Genomic DNA, 17,565 nt, shown 5'->3' with positions numbered 1-17,565 from the left:
CACGTTACACACCCCTAATCGCTGTTTGCCGAGTGTCTGAATTGAACGCGCACCCCGTCTGCGCTTGATGCGCCTTTCTGCCTGTGCGATAGGCACTCCAAAGCAGAAAATCTTTCGGAGAGCGCTGACATGGCGGGTGGACAGGGCCTTATGGCCGGCAAGCGCGGGCTTATACTGGGCATCGCCAACAACAGATCGATCGCCTACGGCATCGCCAAGGCCTGCGTCGACCACGGCGCCGAGATCGCGCTGACCTATCAGGGCGAAGCGTTCAAGAAGCGCGTCGAGCCGCTGGCGGCGGAACTGGGCGCCTTTGTCGCCGGCCATTGCGATGTCACCGACCCGGCGAGCCTCGACGAGGTTTTTGCCAATGTCGCCAAGCATTGGGGTGGCAAGCTCGACTTCCTCGTCCATGCCATCGCCTTTTCCGACAAGGACGAGCTGACCGGCCGCTATGTCGAGACGACTCGCGACAACTTTCTGCGCACCATGGACATTTCGGTCTATTCCTTCACCACCATCGCCAAGCGTGCCGAGGCGCTGATGACCGATGGCGGCTCGCTGCTGACGCTGACCTATTACGGCGCCGAAAAAGTGATGCCGCACTACAACGTCATGGGTGTCGCCAAGGCCGCGCTCGAAGCCAGCGTGCGCTATCTCGCCGTCGATCTCGGCGGCAAGAAGATCCGCGTCAATGCCATCTCGGCCGGGCCGATCAAGACCTTGGCTGCTTCGGGTATTGGCGATTTCCGCTACATCCTGAAGTGGAACGAGTACAATTCGCCGCTGAAGCAGACGGTCACCCAGGAAGAAGTCGGCGATTCCGGTGTCTATTTCCTGTCGGATCTGTCGCGTGGCGTCACCGGCGAAGTCCACCATGTCGATTCTGGCTACCACGTCGTCGGCATGAAAGCGGTCGACGCGCCGGATATTTCGACCGTCAAGGAATAGTCCTGCCACAATCTCTGCCCGTCTGTCCTGCTTTCCGGAAGACCTGATGGTTCCGCTCGTCTACATCGTGCGCCACGGCCAGACGCAGTGGAATGCCGAGTTCCGGCTGCAAGGGCAGGCCGACACCGATCTCAATGAACTCGGCCGCGAGCAGGCGACCCGCAACGGACGACGCCTGGCCGAACTGATCCAGAAGCCCGAAGATTTCGACTTTGTCGCCAGCCCGATGAAGCGGACGCGCGAGACGATGCAGCGGGTACGCTTGGCAATGCGGCTCGATCCCGACGCCTTTCGTACCGACCCGCGCCTGGTCGAGGTGCATTTCGGCGACTGGCAGGGGTACACCTTTGCCGAACTCGAGGCGCGCAGCCCAGGCTCGGTCAAGCCGCGCCGGCGCAACAAATGGAATTTTCAGCCGCCGGGCGAGGGCGCCGAAAGCTACCAGATGCTGCTCGAACGGGTGAAGCCGTGGTTCGACGCGCTGGACCGCCAGACGGTCTGCGTCACGCATGGCGGCGTGGTGCGGACCCTGTTTCGGATGGTGGAAGGCGTTTCCGAAGACGAAGCGGCGAGGCTGGACGTGCCGCAGGACCGCGTGCTCAGGCTGCAGGACGGGCGCCTAGAGTGGCTTTAGACTAAGCAATTCCAGGAAAAGTGTGAAACGGTTTTCCGTCCGGAATTGCGTGAATCAAAGAGATAGCCGGAGCATCGAGCGGCGAACAAACAGGACGTCCGTCCTGTTTGTCCGCAGGGCGAAAAACCCTGTTCGATGCTGGTCCTATTCGGTGTCGGCCTTACTCGGTGCCGGCCTTACTCGGTATCAGGCAGTTCGCCTTACTCGGTATCAGGCAGTTCCATGTCGGTGACGACGTTCTCGCCATTCGTCACGTCATAGGCGATCACGATATCCATGCCGGGCTTCAGCGAGTCGAGATCGGTCTCGGCGTTGAGCTTGTAGGACTTTCCGTCCTCCAGCGTCAGCGTCAGCGCGTCCTTGTCGACGTTCTTGATCAGGCCTTCGGTCTGGCCGGCATAGGCGGCGGTGGAAATCAGCAATATGGCGGCAGCAGCGCCGATCAGGGTACGCATCGTCGTCCTCTTTGTCATTGCGCCTGCACAGGTGGCGGCGAGCTTTCAACGGGCGGATGGAAGAGAGCAGAAACCAACCGAATGTGTCAAAACTAAAACCGCCGGATCACAGTTTGACCGCTGTGGAAAACGCCAATAGAAGGCACCCTTGATCCGGTTCCGCTGCCGGGCAGGGCAAAATTCCATGTCTCACAACACGTTCGGCCATCTGTTCCGCGTCACCACCTGGGGCGAAAGCCATGGCCCGTCGCTCGGCTGCGTCGTCGACGGCTGCCCGCCCGGCATCCGCTTCACGCGGGCCGAAATCCAGGCCGAACTCGACAAGCGCCGCCCCGGCCAGTCACGTTTTGTGACGCAACGCCGCGAACCGGATGAAGTCAAGGTGCTGTCCGGCTTCATCCTCGACGACGACGGCGAGACGATGATCACCACCGGCACGCCGGTCTCGATGCTGATCGAGAATGTCGACCAGCGCTCCAAGGACTATGGCGAGATCGCCCGCCAGTACCGGCCGGGCCATGCCGACTACACCTATGACGTCAAATACGGCGTGCGCGACCATCGCGGCGGCGGCCGCTCCTCGGCGCGCGAGACGGCAGCGCGCGTGGCTGCCGGCGCGCTTGCCCGCAAAGTGGTGCCCGGCATGGTGGTGCGTGGCGCGCTGGTTTCGATGGGCGAAAAATCGATCGACCGCGCCAACTGGAACTGGAATTTCATCGGTGACGCCGAAAACCCGTTCTTCACTCCGGACCCAGCGTCCGTTCCGGTCTTCACCCGCTATCTCGACGGCATCCGCAAATCCGGCTCCTCGGTCGGAGCGGTGATCGAAATCGTCGCCGACGGCGTGCCGGCCGGCCTCGGCGCGCCGATCTACGCCAAGCTCGACCAGGACATTGCGTCGGGCCTGATGTCGATCAACGCCGTCAAGGGTGTCGAGATCGGCAATGGTTTCGAGGCTGCCCGCATCACGGGCGAACAGAACGCCGACGAGATGCGCATGGGCAATGACGGCAAGCCTGTCTTCCTGTCCAACAATGCCGGCGGCATTTTGGGCGGCATCTCGACCGGTCAGGCGATTATCGCCCGTTTCGCCGTCAAGCCGACCTCGTCGATCCTGACGCCGCGCAAATCCATCGACAAGGACGGCAACGACGTCGATGTCATGACCAAGGGCCGCCACGACCCCTGCGTCGGCATCCGCGCGGTGCCGATCGGCGAGGCCATGGTTGCCTGCGCGATCGCCGATCATTATCTGCGGCATCGAGGACAGACGGGAAAGGGAGGGGAATAGGGCAGTACGGCAGTAGGGCAATATGTTACGCAGCCCGCCGAACACAGCCAGATTTTCCTTTTCCCTACTGCCTTACTGCCCTATTCCCCTCCTGCCCCGTGAGTGACGCGAGCCAATGCCTTACGACCAGAAGAAAATCGTCGAAGCCCTCCGCGCTTTCGAGCGCGGTGAGATCGTTGTCGTCATGGACGATGACGGACGCGAGAATGAGGGTGACCTGATCGTTGCCGCCGTGCATTGCACGCCGGAGAAGATGGCCTTCATCATCCGCCACACCTCCGGCATCGTCTGCACGCCGATGCCGCGCGAGGAGGCGAAGCGCCTGAACCTGTCGCCGATGGTCGCCGACAATGATTCCGCCCACACCACCGCCTTTACCGTCAGCGTCGATTTCAAACATGGCACCACGACCGGCATTTCGGCCGACGACCGCACGCTGACCGTGCGCAACCTCGCCAACGGCAATGTCGGCGGTTCGGATTTCGTCCGTCCCGGCCACATCTTTCCGCTGATCGCCCGCGAAGGCGGCGTGCTGATGCGCTCGGGCCATACCGAAGCCGCGGTCGACCTGTGCAAGCTCGCCGGCCTGCCGCCGGTCGGCGTGATTTCGGAACTGGTCAACGACGACGGCACCGTCAAGCGCGGCCCGCAGGTGGCAAGCTTTGCCGAAGAACATGGCCTTAAGCAGGTTTCGGTTGCCGACCTCATCGCCTACCGGCAGCGCAAGGAAACGCTGGTCGAGCGCGTCGCCTGCTCCGAAATCGACACGCTCGGCGGCAAGGCGCAGGTCTTCACCTACACATTGCCCTGGGATTCCATGCACCATGTCGCGATCGTCTTCGGCGATATCCGCGACGGCGAGGACGTCCCGGTGCGGCTGCATTCCGAGGATGTGGTGACCGACGTCTTCGGCACCAGCCATCGGCTCGACGGCATCATGAAGGCGATGGGCGAGCGCAAGCGCGGCGTCATCGTCTACCTCAGAGAAGGCTCCGTCGGCGTCGCCCATCAGGAGCGCAAGCGGCCGCAGAGCGGCGACCGCGAGGACCATGAAGAGGCGCGCCGCCGCGAGAACGAATGGCGCGAAATCGGCCTCGGCGCCCAGATCCTGAAGGATCTCGGCATTTCCTCGATCAATCTGATCGCCTCGCGCGAACGCCACTATGTCGGTCTCGAAGGATTTGGCATACACATCGCAAAGACGGAGATTATCTAATCCCAAGCTTCGGGTTGGCGGATCGGAACCAGCCGCACCTAGCAATCGCATGCTTTGGAGATTGGCGTAAAACACCCTCTCTTCGTCATCCACGGGCGAAGCAAGGAGCGTAGCGACGCGGCGCAGACCCGAGGATCCATGCCGCGACTTCCACGTGCCGCCACGGTGCAGGATACTGTTCCGTTGTACCCTTCGCCTTTGGTCGCGGCATGGATCCCAGGGTCTCCGCGACGGAGCTTCGCTCCTGCTTCGCCCTGGGATGACGACCGCGTAGAGGCTTCAGCCAATCGCGAACGTCGTCACTATCGAAAACAAACGGCTGGATGCTTGTCCACGTCACTCCGCGGGAACGGCGGCAGCCTCGCATCCATCCAGGTCGCATTCATGGGTGGCCAGGCTGCGCTGGCCGGCGAGCACCGTGACCAGAGCGATAGTGCCAGCCGCCACCGAAACCCAGAACCCGTTCCGGGCGCCGAACTCGTCCACCACCGCGCCGGCGGCAAACGAGCCCAGCGCCATGCCGATGCCGATCCCGGTCATCACCCAGGTGATCCCCTCGGTCAGCATCGCTTCGGGCACATGCCGCTCGATCAGGCCAAAGGCGGTGATGAAGGTCGGCGAGATCGCCACGCCGCTGATGAACACGGCCAGCGCCAAGAGCGGCACGGTGCCGGCGGTGAGCGGCAGCAGCGTGCCGAGCGCGACGAGGGCGACCGCGATGGCCAGTTGGCGCTGCAGCGGTGCTTTCAGGTTGAGCGCGCCGACGACGAGGCCGAGCACGAACGATCCCAGCGCATAGACGCCGATGACGAGGCTGGCGGCGCCTGGCTGGCCGAGCTCCTTGGTAATCGCCACCGTGCTCACTTCCGTCGTGGCGAAGGTCGCGCCGATGAAGATCAGGGCAAAAGTGATGATCTGCACCGGCCGCAGGCGGATTGCCGAGCCGCTCGTGACATGATCCACCGGCCGCACTTGCGGCTCGGTCGAGCGCTGCAGGATGAAGGCTGTCGAACCGATAGCGAGGAACAGCGTGCTCACCAGAACACCAGCTTCGGGGAAGAGCGCGGCGCTCAAGCCCACCGACAGCGATGCGCCTGCGATGTAGACGAGTTCGTCCGCAGCCGACTCGAAGGCGAAAGCGGTGTTCATCTGCGGCCGGCCGCGAAAAATCTCGGTCCAGCGCGCGCGCACCATTGCCGGCATGCTGGGCATGGCGGCCGCCGCCAGCGCCGACACGAACAGCGTCCATACCGGCCAGTCCTGATTGGCTGCTGCGATCAGCACCGCAAAGGCGATCACGGTGACGATGGTGGTGGGAACAACGATGCGCGTCTGGCCGAGCCGGTCGACCAGCCGTGAGATTTGCGGTGCAACGAAAGCATTGCTCAGCGCGAAGGCCGCCGCGACGGCGCCGGCCAGCCAGTATTCGCCATGCGTTTGCGACAGCATCGCCACGATTCCGATCGGCGCCATGGCGATCGGCAGGCGCGCCAGGAAGCCGGCGCTGGCAAAGCCCTTGGCTCCGGGGGCACGAAAGATTTCGGCGTAGGGGTTTTGCATTGCGGGCTCCTCGACAAAGGCCAATTCAACAATTACATACGATGCGTATGATTGTAAGATAGTGCATACGCGACGTATGTCAATTGGCATACGATGCGTATGTGAGTAAGGCCAGAACCATGCACAGACCCCGCAAGGAGATGATCGCCGAGACGCGCGCCAAGCTGATCACGGCGGCCCGCCATGCCTTCGGCACGATCGGCTATGCCGAGGCGTCGATGGACGACTTCACCGCCTCGGCCGGGCTGACGCGCGGCGCGCTCTACCATCATTTCGGCGACAAGAGGGGACTGCTGCAGGCGGTCATCGCCGAAATCGACGGCGAGATGGCGGTTCGCATAAATGAGATCGCGTCGAAAGCGCCGACCCGCTGGCAGCATTTCGTCGACGAATGCACGACCTATATCGAAATGGCGCTGGAGCCCGAAATCCAGCGCATCATGTTCAGGGATGGCCCGGCCGTGCTGGGGGATCCGGCGCAATGGCCGAATGCCAATGCCTGCGTCGGTTCAATGACCGATCATCTGACCAGTCTGCAGCAGGAGGGGGTGGTCGTCCCCGGCGTCGACCCCGAAACCGCCGCGCGCCTGATCAACGGCGCCAGCAGCCAGGCAGCGCAGCGGATCGCTAATTCGAACGACCCCGAAGCGACGTCGAAGACCGTGGTGGCGGCCTTCAAACAGCTGCTAGAAGGGCTGCTGAAAAAGCAGGATTCGCAGCCGGTCTGAAATCTCACCGGCCGATACCCGGCATTTGCCGAGATTGACAATTTTCGGCGCAGGCTCATCCTCCCCAGCCATCTCTGAGGGGAGATTCGGGCGCATGTGGGACTTTGATATCGGCAGGTCGGTGTCCATCATGATCAGGACATGGCCGTTCATCGTCTTTCGCATGATCGTCTATTTCGGCATCACACTGGCCTATATCGTGGCGACCGGCAGCGGCGCCTCCGTCGGCTACGGCGTCGGCCATATCTCCACCGATCCCGACGGCCCGCTTTCCTTTGCGCTCTGGGGCGGCATCGTCGGCATTGGCGTCGTTTCGATCGCGCTCTACTGGATCCGCGAATACATCCTCTATGTCGTCAAGGCCGGGCATATCGCCGTCATGGTCCATTTGATCGACGGTCGCGACGTTCCCAATGGCCAGGACCAGATCGCCTACGCCAGGGATGTGGTGGAGGAGCGTTTCGCCGAGGCCAACATCCTTTTCGTGCTCGACCAGCTGGTCAAGGGCGCCATCCGCGCCATCACCGGCCTGATCGGCGGCATCGCCGCTTTCCTGCCCATTCCGGGCCTCGGCGGCCTGGTCGCTTTCATCAACACGGTCATCCGCCTGTCGCTGACCTATGTCGACGAGATCATCCTCGGCTACAACATCCGCATCAACTCGTCCTCGCCCTTCGAGACGGCGCGGCAAGGCGTCGTGCTCTATGCCCAGAACGGCAAGACCATGGTCAAGAACGCCGTCTGGCTGGCGGTGATCATGTGGAGCGTGTCCTTCGTCATCTTCCTGCTGATGCTGGCGCCGGCCGCCGCCATCATGTGGTTCATTCCGGGGCAGCTCGGCGGCTGGGCCTTCGTGCTGGCGATCCTGCTGGCCTGGGCCTTCAAGGCGGCATTCATCGAACCCTTCGCCATCGCCTGCCTGATGCAGGTCTATTTCAAGACCATTGAAGGCCAGGTGCCGAACGCCGAATGGGACCAGCGGCTGGCCGAGGCGTCGTCCAAGTTCCGGGAGCTCAGGGACAAGGCGCTGGCCTCCTTCGGCGGCTCGCGCTGGACGCAGCCGAGCACCTAAACCCTGTTGAACGTCGGGGCGGCGCGGCGTCAAACCATGGTCAAAGCGGCCGGGCGCGCCTATATCGGGTCATGGTCACAAGGCTCTACACCCATCCGATCTTCCTCGAACATCTGACGCCGCCCGGTCATCCGGAGCGACCCGACCGCTTGCGCGCCATCGAGCGCGTGCTCGACGACGAGGCCTTTGCGGCGCTCGACCGGGTCACGGCGCCGCAAGGCGACGAGGCCACCATTCTCTATGCCCACCCCGAGGATTTCGTCGCCCGCGTCCGCGCCGCGATCCCCGAGAGTGGCATTGCCCCGATCGACGCCGACACCAGCGCCAGCCCGAAAAGTTGGCAAGCGGTGGTCACCGCCATCGGTGCGGCCAATGCCGCCGTCGACGACGTCTTCGAGGGTCGTGTCGCCAACGCCTTCGTCGCCGCCCGACCGCCCGGCCACCACGCCGAAAAGACCACCGCCATGGGCTTTTGCCTGTTCAACACCGCGGCGATCGCGGCGCGCTATGCGCAGAAGAAACATGGCGCCGAACGCGTCGCCATCGTCGACTGGGATGTGCACCACGGCAACGGCACGCAGGACATTTTCTGGGACGATCCGTCGGTGCTTTACTGCTCGACGCACCAGATGCCGCTCTATCCTGGCACGGGCGCCAAGACCGAAACCGGCGCCGGCAACATCGTCAACGCGCCGCTGGCGCCACAGACCGGCTCAGACATGTTCCGCGATGCCTTGCTGTCGCGCGTCCTGCCGGCGCTCGACAATTTCGCGCCCGATTTGATCATCATTTCCGCCGGTTTCGACGCCCACCATCGCGACCCGCTGGCCGAGATCAACCTCAGCGAGGACGATTTCGACTGGGCGACCGGCCAGTTGCTGGAACGCGCGGGGCGCCACAGCGGCAACCGGCTCGTCAGCCTGCTCGAGGGCGGCTACGATCTGCAGGGATTGGCATTTTCGGTCGCCGCCCATGTCGGGCGGCTGATGAAGGGATAGAGTATGGCTGGCGAAGCAAACGAAGACGTCAAGGCGATGAGCTTCGAGCAGGCACTCGACGCGCTCGAAAAGATCGTCGATGATCTCGAACGCGGCGACGTGCCGCTCGATCAGTCGATCAGGATCTATGAACGCGGCGAGGCGCTGAAGGCCCATTGCGACCGGCTGCTGAAGTCGGCCGAAGACAAGGTCGAGAAGATCAGGCTGTCGCGTGACGGCAAGCCGGTGGGAACCGAGCCGCTCGACGCGGAGTAATTTGTCAAGCGGGGCGGGCAGAGAAAGCAGGTAAGGAGTTCAAGCATGTGCAGAAACATCAAGACCCTGTTCAATTTCGATCCGCCGGCAACCCATGACGAGATCCGCGACGCCGCCCTTCAGTTCGTGCGCAAATTGAGCGGAACGACGCGCCCTTCGCAGCGCAATCAGGCCGCCTTCGACCGCGCCGTCGAGGCGATCGCTGAATCGGCGCATGAATTGCTGCATTCGCTCGAAACCAACCATCACCCGCGCAATCGCGAAGAGGTGGCGGCCAAGGCAAAAGCCAAATCGGCGCTGCGCTTCGCCTGAGGATATCCAGATGAGTTTTTTCCCCGGCCGGGACCCTGAGCCTGGTGACGCCTTCGCCAGCGACCAGATTGAGCTGATGGTCATTCCGAACGCCAAGGACATTGACGGTTTTCAGGTTCGCCGCGCTCTGCCGACGGCAAGGCGGCGCCTGGTCGGTCCCTTCATCTTCTTCGATCGCATGGGTCCGGCCATATTGCGCGCCGGCCAGGCGCTCGATGTCCGGCCGCACCCGCATATCGGGCTTTCCACCGTCACCTATCTGTTCGACGGCAAGATCAGGCACCGCGACTCGCTCGGCACCGAGATGGTCATCCAGCCCGGCGACGTGAATTTGATGACGGCCGGCCGCGGCATCGTTCATTCCGAGCGCACGCCCGAAGAACTGCGCGGCGCGCCGATGTCGGTCTCCGGCCTGCAGACCTGGCTGGCGCTGCCCGACGGCAAGGAGGAGGTGGCGCCGGTGTTCGAGAACACCGCGGCGCTGCATCTGCCCGAAATCGACGCCGAAGGCGTCAGCGGTCGCGTGGTGATCGGCGATTTCCAGGGTTTGCGCTCGCCGGTAAGAGCCGACACCGAGACGCTCTACGCCGATCTGCGCCTGGCGCCCGGCGCCAGTGTGAAAATTCCCGCCGACGCCGAGGAACGCGCCATCTACACGCTGGACGGCGATGTCTCGATATCGGGGGACCGCTTTCCGGCCGAGCGTCTGCTGGTGTTCCGGCCCGGCGACGAACTGGTCGTCTCATCCGAACGCGGCGCTCATTTCATGCTCTTCGGCGGCGCCTCGCTCGGCTCCCCGCGCCATATCTGGTGGAACTTCGTCTCGTCGTCGAAGGAGCGTATCGAACAGGCCAAACAGGAATGGAAGACGGGCCGCTTCGATATCGTTCCTGGAGATGAGGAAGAGTTCATTCCGTTACCGGACAATTAACGCCAGCTTCACCCGCGTCACTGACACGCATTTACATTCTGCGGGCGGAGGCATATTTCGCCCATGATCAACGCGCATGAACGAAAATAGCTGGGCAGGCTCCTAAACAGTGAACGCAACGCTGCACACGCCGCTTCTCGACAAGGTCCGCATTCCAGCCGACCTGAAGAAGCTTGACGAAAGCGAGCTGCCGCAGCTGGCCTTGGAGCTGCGTGCCGAGCTGATCGATGCCGTCTCGCATACGGGCGGGCATCTCGGCGCCGGCCTCGGTGTCGTCGAACTGACCGTGGCGCTGCACTATGTTTTCAACACGCCGGAAGACCGGGTGATCTGGGATGTCGGCCACCAGGCCTACCCGCACAAGATCCTGACCGGCCGCCGCGACCGCATCCGCACGCTGCGCCAGGAGGGCGGCCTGTCCGGCTTCACCCGGCGCACTGAGAGCGAATACGACCCGTTCGGCGCCGCGCATTCCTCGACCTCGATTTCCGCCGGCCTCGGCATGGCCATGGCGCGCGACCTCTCGGGCGGCCACAACAATGTCATTGCCGTCATCGGCGATGGCGCCATGTCGGCCGGCATGGCATTTGAAGCGTTGAACAATGCCGGCGCGCTCGATGCCCGCCTGATCGTCATCCTCAACGACAACGACATGTCGATCGCCCCGCCGACCGGCGCCATGAGCGCCTATCTGGCGCGGCTCGCCTCAGGGAAGACCTATCTCGGCCTGCGCGATTTCGGCAAGAAACTGACCTCCTATCTCGGCAAGCGCGCCGATCGCGCCATCACGCGGGCGGTCGAACATGCGCGCGGCTACGTCACCGGCGGCACGCTGTTCGAGGAGCTTGGCTTCTACCATATCGGGCCGATCGACGGGCACAATCTCGAACATCTGATCCCGGTCTTGAAGAATGTCCGCGACAATGCCGACGGCCCGGTGCTGATCCATGTCGTGACTCAGAAGGGCAAGGGTTACGGCCCGGCCGAGGCCGCGCCCGACAAATATCATGGCGTCAACAAGTTCGACGTCATCACCGGCGCGCAGACCAAGGCGCCGGCCAACGCGCCGGCCTACACCAAGGTGTTCGCCGAAAGCCTGATCCAGGAAGCGCACGCCGACGACCGCATCGTCGCCGTCACCGCCGCCATGCCGAGCGGCACCGGCCTCGACCTGTTCGGCGAGGCGTTTCCCGCCCGGACCTTCGATGTCGGCATCGCCGAGCAACATGCGGTGACCTTTGCCGCCGGCCTCGCCACCGAAGGCTACAAACCCTTCGCCGCCATCTATTCGACCTTCCTGCAGCGCGCCTATGACCAAGTCGTCCACGACGTGGCGATCCAGAAACTGCCGGTGCGTTTCCCGATCGACCGCGCCGGTTTCGTCGGCGCCGACGGCGCCACCCATTGCGGCGCCTTCGACACCACCTTCCTGGCGACGCTGCCGGGCTTTGTGGTGATGGCGGCCGCCGATGAGGCGGAGCTTCGCCACATGGTGCGCACCGCCGCCTATTACGACGAAGGCCCCATTGCCTTCCGTTATCCGCGTGGCAACGGTGTCGGCGTCGACATGCCGGAGCGTGGCTCGGTGCTCGAAATCGGCAAGGGCCGCATCGTCAGGGAAGGCACCAAGGTGGCGCTCCTGTCCTTCGGCACCAGGCTGCAGGATTGCCTGCTGGCGGCCGAGGAACTAGGTGCTGCCGGACTTTCGACGACGGTTGTGGACGCCCGTTTCGCCAAGCCGCTCGATGAGGATCTGATCCGCCGTCTCGCCCGTTCGCACGAAGTGCTGGTGACGGTGGAAGAGGGCGCTGTCGGCGGGTTCGCCAGCCATGTGCTGCAGTTCCTCGCCCATGAAGGCCTGCTGGAAAGCGGCCTGAAAGTGCGGCCGCTGGTGCTGCCGGACGAGTTCACCGACCATGCCAAGCCGGAGAAAATGTATGCAGACGCCGGGCTAGACGCCGCCGGCATCGTGCGCACCGTGTTCGTTGCGCTTGGCCATTCCGCTCGCGCGCAACGCGCCTGAATCAAAATCTCACGCCTTTGAAGCGGTTTGCCGGCTTCTAAAGCAATTCCAGGAAAAGTGTGAAGCGGTTTTCCGTCCGGAATTGCGTCAAGCGCTCTAGCCGTAACGCTCTGTTAACGCTTCTGTTTGGCGTTTCGCTTACCGTGTCTTTTGGCCGTTTTTCAACGCCGCCCTGCTAAAACTCGACCAAGGCAGGGAGTTAAAAAACAATGCGAACGCTTCTGTGCGGCGCGGCCCTTTTGGCTGTCATCGCCGCGCCGGCCGTGGCCGAAACCCGCTACGACCGCAAGCTCGAACAGGCGGTGGTCGAGATCGTCGCCGGCAAGATGGGCAACATCAGGGGCGGCTTTTCCTACAAGCAGGTGCCGCAGCTCGTCGTCGTGCCGGACGTACCGGCTGCGCCCGTCGAGAGCTCGCCCAAGCAGGCTTCCGGCGACGCCGGTGACGGGCTGACGCCCGCCGTCGAGCGTGAGGTTTCGCGCACCATTTTCTAGAACCACATGTCGCGCACGCAGCGCCCATCGCGCGGCAGATCGTCAAAGTGTCCAGCCCGACGAAATGACCGATCGGCAGGTCGGCGACCGCCTCCGGCGGCGCCAGCCTGACATTGACGGCGATCCGCGTGCGCCCCCTGGAACCGGTGCGCAGGCCGCGCCACGCAAGCACGCAGGCACAGGTCGGGCAGAACAGGATTTCGAGCGAGGGTTCGTTTTCCCAGCGCGCGCATAGGAACGCAGAGGTCCCGCAACGCGGATGCGCTCGTCAACAAAATCATAGGCCCACAGCGTGCCGTAGCGGCGGCAAGGCGTGCAGTTGCAAGCGGTGATCGGGCCGGGGTCGCCCTCGAGCGTCCAGTGAGCGGCGCCGCAATGGCAGGTTCCCTTCAGCATTCGGCCTCCTCGGCATTGCCTCGTCCATCCGCCTGGGCATCCTTCAGCTGGGCATGTTCTCGAACTGGGGGAGGTCAAGTGGCTTTACCCATCCGAGACGACGCCTGGTGAACATCTCGAGTTTCGGGGCGATCAACTCGGGGCGGTCGAGACTTCCGAGCTGGACGAACACCGTGCCGGGGAAGCCGTCGAGATTGTCCGTGAATACCCGCGCCGCGCATTCCGGGCAGTAATTCCGGTCGAGCCCGTTGCCCGAATTGGCGATATAGTGAAACGCTTTCGGTTTGCCGCTGATCAGCGTGAAATCATCCTCTGGCACTGCGAAAAACGTCGCAGCTTCGCCGCCGGAAGCCTTCTTGCAGTCGAGGCAGTGACAAACTGCAATGAAAGTGGGATCGGTATCAAACTCGAACTTGACGGCGCCGCAGGCGCACTTCGCAGTGTACTTCTTGGCCATGGCTTAGTCTCCTTGTATTACAATGACGGTGGTTTTAAACGTGCCCACAGGGCATTGTATGAAGCGTCGTTAGGGGTCGCCTTCAAACGTCCAGCGGGCGGAGCCGCAAATGCCAGGTTCCCGTCAGCATTGGTGTTCCTCAGCATTGCGTGAGCGCCCCGGCCATCTTGCCGGACTTGCTGCGATATTCAACCGGTGGACTGATCTGCGTCTCCGGTTCCAGTGTCCCGCTCACCCAATGTCCTTGCCTTCGTGACCGGCTTTCGCCATGAAGGCCGATGAACTCCCCTCTGCCAGCCAGCACACGCCAGCGGCTCGACGAATTGCTCGTCCAGCGCGGCCTGTTTGCAAGCCGCTCGCGCGCCCGCGACGCGGTCGAGCGCGGAACCGTGACGGTCGACGGCGTGGTCGCCCGCAAGCCCGGCCAGACCGTCCTGCCGCAATGCCTCATCGTCATCGACGATCCCGCGCAAGGCTATGTCTCGCGCGCGGCGCTGAAGCTGATTGCCGGGCTCGACCATTTCATTCTTGATCCCTCGGGCTCGGAAGCCCTTGATATCGGCGCCTCGACCGGCGGCTTCACCCAAGTGCTGCTCGAGCGCGGTGCGGTCCACGTTACGGCAATCGATGTCGGCCACGGCCAGATGCATCCCGATGTCTCGTCCGACCCGCGCGTCACCGTGATCGAGGGCTTGAACGCCCGCGAGCTCACGGCCGCTGATCTCGGCGGCCGTATCCCGGATTTCATCGTTTCCGACGTCAGCTTCATTTCGCTGAAACTGGCGATGCCGCCGGCGCTTGCCATCGCCAGGCCGGGAGCGCGTGCGGTGTTTCTGGTCAAGCCGCAATTCGAGGCCGGCCGCGAGGCGATCGGCAAGGGTGGCCTGCTGAAAGACCCCTATGACGCCGCCCGCGTTGCCGGCCTGCTGCAGGAATGGCTCGAAGGCGTCCCTGGCTGGCGTACATTGGGTCTGCACATGTCGCCGATTGAAGGCGGCGACGGCAACCGCGAATTCCTGCTCGGTGGGATCAAGGACCGATGAGCACGCGCTTCACCATCAAGAGATTGGGCTCGCAAGGCGATGGCGTCGCCGAGACGGAAACCGGCGAGCTGTTCATTCCCTTCACGCTGCCGGGCGAAACTGTCACCGCGGCGCGCGAAAGGGATCGCGCCACCCTGATGGCGGTGCTGGAAGCCTCGCCGCTGCGTATCGACCCGGCCTGCCGGCATTTCACAGAATGCGGCGGCTGCGCCGTCCAGCATCTGCAAGCCGACGCCTACCACCAGTGGAAACGCGACAAGGTAGTGCATGCCTTGAAGGGCATTGCTGGCGACATCGGCGCCTTGGTGCCGTGTGCACCACACACACGCCGCCGCGTCGTGCTTGCCGCCCGGCGCGCCGACACCGGTATGCTGCTTGGCTTCCATCGCCATCTGTCGCCGGAAATCATCCCCATCGAGGAATGCCCGATCTCGCTGCCGGAGATCGTCGCGGCACTCGATCGCTTGCGATCGGTTGCCGACCTGGTTTGCGCCACCACCAAGTCGTTCCGCATGGCGGTCACGGTGACGGGTTCGGGCCTCGACGTCGCGGTCTATGAGTCAGGCAAGCTGGGGGAGAACCAGCGCCGGGTTGCCTCCAACTTCATCATGGCCAATGGATTTGCCCGGCTTTCGATCGACGACGAGATCGTCATCGAGCCGAAAAAGCCGGTGATCATGTTCGGCACCGTCGCTGTCGCCGTGCCGCCCGGCGCCTTCCTGCAGGCAACCGGAGCCGCCGAACAGGCGATGGCCGATATCGTTGGCGGACATCTGAAACGCGCCAAGAAAGTCGCGGATCTCTTCGCCGGCTGCGGCAGCTTTGCGCTTCGGCTGGCGGCGAAATCCGAGGTCCATGCGGTCGAAGGCGACGCAGCCGCCCTTTCGGCGCTCGACCGCGGCTCACGCTTCGCCACGGGCCTGAAGCGGGTAACCGGCGAGCGCCGCGACCTGTTCCGGCGCCCGCTGACGTTCAAGGAACTGAACGCCTTCGACGGTGTCGTCTTCGACCCGCCGCGCGCCGGCGCCGAAGACCAGTCGAAGCAGATCGCTCGCTCCGACGTGCCGTTCGTCGCCGCCGTCTCCTGCAACCCGGTGACGCTGGCCCGGGATTTACGCATCCTCATGGATGGCGGCTACATGCTGAAAAGCGTCACGCCGATCGACCAGTTCCTCTGGTCGCCGCATGTCGAGGCGGTGGCGCTGCTGGAGAAGCCAAAGAGACGGCGGTAGCCGCAGCCTAGCTTGGCGACATCCGTTTCGGCGTGCCGCCGCGTTGGTTGATCGACACCCATGTATTTGGGTTCTGCTGCGACTGGCGTTTCAGGAAGTAATAGCCGGTCGCGTTCCAGGGCCTGATCTCATCGACCAGATTGTCCAGGACAAGATCGCCCTTGTCGGTCTTCACCGTCAGGATGGTGTGGCCTTCATTGTTGAGGTCGCGCACCACCGTCATCAGCAGCGCCTGCCGGGGGAAACCTGCCTGCAGAAGAAGCTTGCGCTTGTAGAGCGCGTAGATCTTGCAGTCGCCCTTGCCGTCCACAGGATAGTCCCAGTGGTCCTCCATCGTGCCCCAGTGATCGAAATTGCTGATGGGCTTGATGGACCTGTTCGCCTTCTGATTGACCCGCTTGAGGATGCTCAGCTTCTGCGCGGTCAGCTTGACGTCGGCGGCCGGCAAAGCGGGGACCTTGCACTCCTTTGGCCGGCGATGGCAGAAATCGACCCAACCGTAGGGGACGCTGGTGCTTCCGCCCACGGCGGCGGCAGGTTGCGTCGACCGCGCCTTGAACCATGTCGATTGTGCCGCCGCCGGACCGGCTTGCAGCGCTGTCGCGCCAATCAACGAAACGAAGCCAAGGAGGAGAGCTAGGACGCCGGGCCGCATTGCCATCACCAACACCGCAATGAGAAGCTGGGTACGGCGTTTGTGCGCAAACGGCCGCCCAGGCAGTTCAACAGTTACTAATTTCCTAATGTGAATTGTGTTCGCTTCAAGGTGCCGACTGAGATTTGAAGTTGGGAAACAGCCGGCGCATTCAGGGTGACGTCGAGCGGCAGGCCGCTACCGGCGCGCCTCTTTGCTATGCTTCCTGCACGCCATCATGTCCGGCCGCCTTTGCAGCCTTCAGGAAACTGCGGTCAAAGGTTGCAAAGCCAGCACAATGAGCTGCTTTCCCCAGATGCAGCGCATCTGCAAAATCCATTCCCGCTTCGGACAGATCGAGCGCAGAGGAGACAATCGCAGCGTCTTCCAGTTCAACCGTGGGCAACCCGCCGAACCGTCGCAGCGCGCCCACGATCGCGGCTTGGCCATAGCCATAGGCACTGCGCAGCACCCATTCGGCCTCCAGGACTACCGTGACGGCGACAAAGACGGGTTGACCATCGATCAGCCGCCGGGCTCGCGGGGACTGCTCCGGATCGTCGTTCGTCAAATACCTGATGATAACGTTGGTATCAATCGCGAGCATTGCGCCGCCGCGCTTCCGCAAGGACGGCCGCGTCCATCTCCTCCAGAGTCTTCGGCCTGCCACTGTGCGGTAGGACACCGAAGACATCTTCTGGTCGCGTCGGGGCAAAGGCCGGCGCCAATTTCAAAAGCACTCCGTCCGGCGTATCTTCGACCTGCAGGCGTGTGCCCGCACCCCAATCTTTGCGCTTCCGGATCGCGCTGGGCAGGATTACCTGTCCCTTGGTGGAGACGGTCGTTGTAAGTTTTTCTGTAGCAGCCATCGCGCACGCCTTTG

The 17,565-nt window shown here is 63.3% G+C and carries 20 protein-coding genes and 1 pseudogene; 14 read left to right on the top strand and 7 right to left on the bottom strand.

Annotated elements, in window-relative coordinates:
- Positions 1–129: 129 nt before the first annotated feature.
- The gene (gene fabI, locus AC1D1N_RS16535) at positions 130–951 is read left to right on the top strand and encodes an enoyl-ACP reductase FabI (protein ID WP_112563840.1); all 822 of its coding nucleotides are present in this window, start codon (positions 130–132) and stop codon (positions 949–951) included.
- A 46-nt stretch (positions 952–997) separates the two neighbouring features.
- Entirely contained in the window at positions 998–1,585 is a 588-nt protein-coding gene (locus AC1D1N_RS16530; RefSeq protein ID WP_477349759.1) for a histidine phosphatase family protein, read from the top strand.
- Positions 1,586–1,785: 200 nt separating this feature from the next.
- On the opposite strand, the gene AC1D1N_RS16525 is transcribed toward AC1D1N_RS16530, so the two are convergent.
- On the bottom strand, positions 1,786–2,040 hold the full coding sequence (locus tag AC1D1N_RS16525; RefSeq protein WP_112563844.1) for a DUF1344 domain-containing protein: 255 nt from the start codon (positions 2,038–2,040) through the stop codon (positions 1,786–1,788).
- Between the two features lie 184 nt (positions 2,041–2,224).
- Here AC1D1N_RS16525 and aroC point away from each other — a divergent pair, with 184 nt between their 5' ends.
- Positions 2,225–3,331: a chorismate synthase gene (aroC, locus tag AC1D1N_RS16520; RefSeq protein WP_477349756.1), complete on the top strand. Its 1,107-nt coding sequence runs from the start codon at positions 2,225–2,227 to the stop codon at positions 3,329–3,331.
- A gap of 115 nt (positions 3,332–3,446) precedes the next feature.
- Positions 3,447–4,547, top strand: coding sequence for a 3,4-dihydroxy-2-butanone-4-phosphate synthase (gene ribB, locus AC1D1N_RS16515; protein WP_352560106.1), 1,101 nt, complete (start codon positions 3,447–3,449; stop codon positions 4,545–4,547).
- Between the two features lie 336 nt (positions 4,548–4,883).
- Here the strand turns inward: ribB and AC1D1N_RS16510 are convergent, their stop codons facing one another.
- Complete coding sequence (locus AC1D1N_RS16510) at positions 4,884–6,107, bottom strand: MFS transporter (protein WP_477349754.1); 1,224 nt, start codon at positions 6,105–6,107, stop codon at positions 4,884–4,886.
- Positions 6,108–6,226: 119 nt separating this feature from the next.
- Here AC1D1N_RS16510 and AC1D1N_RS16505 point away from each other — a divergent pair, with 119 nt between their 5' ends.
- The 8 genes from AC1D1N_RS16505 (at position 6,227) to AC1D1N_RS16470 (ending at position 12,920) form a co-directional block, all read left to right on the top strand.
- Entirely contained in the window at positions 6,227–6,835 is a 609-nt protein-coding gene (locus AC1D1N_RS16505) for a TetR/AcrR family transcriptional regulator (RefSeq protein WP_112563854.1), read from the top strand.
- 94 nt (positions 6,836–6,929) lie between these two features.
- Positions 6,930–7,907 (top strand): hypothetical protein, encoded by a 978-nt coding sequence (locus tag AC1D1N_RS16500; RefSeq protein ID WP_477349752.1) that lies wholly within the window; start codon positions 6,930–6,932, stop codon positions 7,905–7,907.
- 71 nt (positions 7,908–7,978) lie between these two features.
- Positions 7,979–8,905: a histone deacetylase family protein gene (locus AC1D1N_RS16495; RefSeq protein WP_477349750.1), complete on the top strand. Its 927-nt coding sequence runs from the start codon at positions 7,979–7,981 to the stop codon at positions 8,903–8,905.
- A gap of 3 nt (positions 8,906–8,908) precedes the next feature.
- Entirely contained in the window at positions 8,909–9,160 is a 252-nt protein-coding gene (locus AC1D1N_RS16490) for an exodeoxyribonuclease VII small subunit (RefSeq protein WP_142866766.1), read from the top strand.
- Positions 9,161–9,205: 45 nt separating this feature from the next.
- On the top strand, positions 9,206–9,472 hold the full coding sequence (locus AC1D1N_RS16485; protein WP_112563862.1) for a DUF2277 domain-containing protein: 267 nt from the start codon (positions 9,206–9,208) through the stop codon (positions 9,470–9,472).
- Between the two features lie 10 nt (positions 9,473–9,482).
- On the top strand, positions 9,483–10,403 hold the full coding sequence (locus AC1D1N_RS16480) for a pirin family protein (RefSeq protein ID WP_477349748.1): 921 nt from the start codon (positions 9,483–9,485) through the stop codon (positions 10,401–10,403).
- Between the two features lie 109 nt (positions 10,404–10,512).
- A complete protein-coding gene (dxs, locus tag AC1D1N_RS16475) occupies positions 10,513–12,426 on the top strand; it encodes a 1-deoxy-D-xylulose-5-phosphate synthase (RefSeq protein ID WP_477349746.1) in 1,914 nt (637 codons plus the stop codon).
- Between the two features lie 209 nt (positions 12,427–12,635).
- Positions 12,636–12,920, top strand: coding sequence for a hypothetical protein (locus AC1D1N_RS16470; protein ID WP_112563868.1), 285 nt, complete (start codon positions 12,636–12,638; stop codon positions 12,918–12,920).
- On the opposite strand, the pseudogene AC1D1N_RS16465 reads toward AC1D1N_RS16470, so the two are convergent.
- Together AC1D1N_RS16465 and AC1D1N_RS16460 are read right to left on the bottom strand one after the other, a co-directional pair.
- Positions 12,917–13,316, bottom strand: a pseudogene (locus AC1D1N_RS16465) (GFA family protein). The gene AC1D1N_RS16470 and the pseudogene AC1D1N_RS16465 sit on opposite strands and share 4 nt — an antisense overlap.
- Positions 13,317–13,359: 43 nt before the next feature.
- Positions 13,360–13,773: a GFA family protein gene (locus AC1D1N_RS16460; RefSeq protein WP_477349743.1), complete on the bottom strand. Its 414-nt coding sequence runs from the start codon at positions 13,771–13,773 to the stop codon at positions 13,360–13,362.
- Positions 13,774–14,051: 278 nt separating this feature from the next.
- Between AC1D1N_RS16460 and AC1D1N_RS16455 the strand changes: the two genes are divergently transcribed.
- Positions 14,052–14,816, top strand: a complete 765-nt coding sequence (locus tag AC1D1N_RS16455) for a TlyA family RNA methyltransferase (RefSeq protein WP_477349741.1) — start codon at positions 14,052–14,054, stop codon at positions 14,814–14,816.
- Entirely contained in the window at positions 14,813–16,048 is a 1,236-nt protein-coding gene (locus AC1D1N_RS16450; protein WP_477349739.1) for a class I SAM-dependent RNA methyltransferase, read from the top strand. The genes AC1D1N_RS16455 and AC1D1N_RS16450 overlap by 4 nt, the downstream gene beginning before the upstream one ends.
- Before the next feature lie 7 nt (positions 16,049–16,055).
- Here AC1D1N_RS16450 and AC1D1N_RS16445 read toward each other — a convergent pair whose 3' ends face one another.
- The 3 genes from AC1D1N_RS16445 to AC1D1N_RS16435 all read right to left on the bottom strand — a co-directional run bounded on the left by AC1D1N_RS16445 (position 16,056) and on the right by AC1D1N_RS16435 (position 17,551).
- Positions 16,056–16,709 carry a transglutaminase-like cysteine peptidase gene (locus AC1D1N_RS16445; protein ID WP_436258869.1) on the bottom strand — a complete coding sequence of 218 codons (654 nt, stop codon included), beginning with the start codon at positions 16,707–16,709 and terminating at the stop codon, positions 16,056–16,058.
- Between the two features lie 190 nt (positions 16,710–16,899).
- Positions 16,900–17,289 carry a type II toxin-antitoxin system VapC family toxin gene (locus tag AC1D1N_RS16440; protein ID WP_436258870.1) on the bottom strand — a complete coding sequence of 130 codons (390 nt, stop codon included), beginning with the start codon at positions 17,287–17,289 and terminating at the stop codon, positions 16,900–16,902.
- The gene (locus tag AC1D1N_RS16435; RefSeq protein ID WP_142866757.1) at positions 17,276–17,551 is read right to left on the bottom strand and encodes an AbrB/MazE/SpoVT family DNA-binding domain-containing protein; all 276 of its coding nucleotides are present in this window, start codon (positions 17,549–17,551) and stop codon (positions 17,276–17,278) included. The genes AC1D1N_RS16440 and AC1D1N_RS16435 overlap by 14 nt, the downstream gene beginning before the upstream one ends.
- Between the last annotated feature and the right edge of the window lie 14 nt (positions 17,552–17,565).

This window comes from Mesorhizobium sp. P2_B5, assembly GCF_056404775.1.
The sequence above is the reverse complement of the archived record's forward strand: the minus strand, read 5'-3'. Positions and strand labels throughout refer to the sequence as shown.

Coding starts and splice junctions, on each gene's coding strand:
- fabI (WP_112563840.1), top strand. CDS start 130: ATGGCGGGTGGACAGGGCCTTATGGCCGGCAAGCGCGGGCTTATACTG.
- AC1D1N_RS16530 (WP_477349759.1), top strand. CDS start 998: ATGGTTCCGCTCGTCTACATCGTGCGCCACGGCCAGACGCAGTGGAAT.
- AC1D1N_RS16525 (WP_112563844.1), bottom strand. CDS start 2,040: ATGCGTACCCTGATCGGCGCTGCTGCCGCCATATTGCTGATTTCCACC.
- aroC (WP_477349756.1), top strand. CDS start 2,225: ATGTCTCACAACACGTTCGGCCATCTGTTCCGCGTCACCACCTGGGGC.
- ribB (WP_352560106.1), top strand. CDS start 3,447: ATGCCTTACGACCAGAAGAAAATCGTCGAAGCCCTCCGCGCTTTCGAG.
- AC1D1N_RS16510 (WP_477349754.1), bottom strand. CDS start 6,107: ATGCAAAACCCCTACGCCGAAATCTTTCGTGCCCCCGGAGCCAAGGGC.
- AC1D1N_RS16505 (WP_112563854.1), top strand. CDS start 6,227: ATGCACAGACCCCGCAAGGAGATGATCGCCGAGACGCGCGCCAAGCTG.
- AC1D1N_RS16500 (WP_477349752.1), top strand. CDS start 6,930: ATGTGGGACTTTGATATCGGCAGGTCGGTGTCCATCATGATCAGGACA.
- AC1D1N_RS16495 (WP_477349750.1), top strand. CDS start 7,979: ATGGTCACAAGGCTCTACACCCATCCGATCTTCCTCGAACATCTGACG.
- AC1D1N_RS16490 (WP_142866766.1), top strand. CDS start 8,909: ATGGCTGGCGAAGCAAACGAAGACGTCAAGGCGATGAGCTTCGAGCAG.
- AC1D1N_RS16485 (WP_112563862.1), top strand. CDS start 9,206: ATGTGCAGAAACATCAAGACCCTGTTCAATTTCGATCCGCCGGCAACC.
- AC1D1N_RS16480 (WP_477349748.1), top strand. CDS start 9,483: ATGAGTTTTTTCCCCGGCCGGGACCCTGAGCCTGGTGACGCCTTCGCC.
- AC1D1N_RS16470 (WP_112563868.1), top strand. CDS start 12,636: ATGCGAACGCTTCTGTGCGGCGCGGCCCTTTTGGCTGTCATCGCCGCG.
- AC1D1N_RS16460 (WP_477349743.1), bottom strand. CDS start 13,773: ATGGCCAAGAAGTACACTGCGAAGTGCGCCTGCGGCGCCGTCAAGTTC.
- AC1D1N_RS16455 (WP_477349741.1), top strand. CDS start 14,052: ATGAACTCCCCTCTGCCAGCCAGCACACGCCAGCGGCTCGACGAATTG.
- AC1D1N_RS16450 (WP_477349739.1), top strand. CDS start 14,813: ATGAGCACGCGCTTCACCATCAAGAGATTGGGCTCGCAAGGCGATGGC.
- AC1D1N_RS16445 (WP_436258869.1), bottom strand. CDS start 16,709: ATGGCAATGCGGCCCGGCGTCCTAGCTCTCCTCCTTGGCTTCGTTTCG.
- AC1D1N_RS16440 (WP_436258870.1), bottom strand. CDS start 17,289: ATGCTCGCGATTGATACCAACGTTATCATCAGGTATTTGACGAACGAC.
- AC1D1N_RS16435 (WP_142866757.1), bottom strand. CDS start 17,551: ATGGCTGCTACAGAAAAACTTACAACGACCGTCTCCACCAAGGGACAG.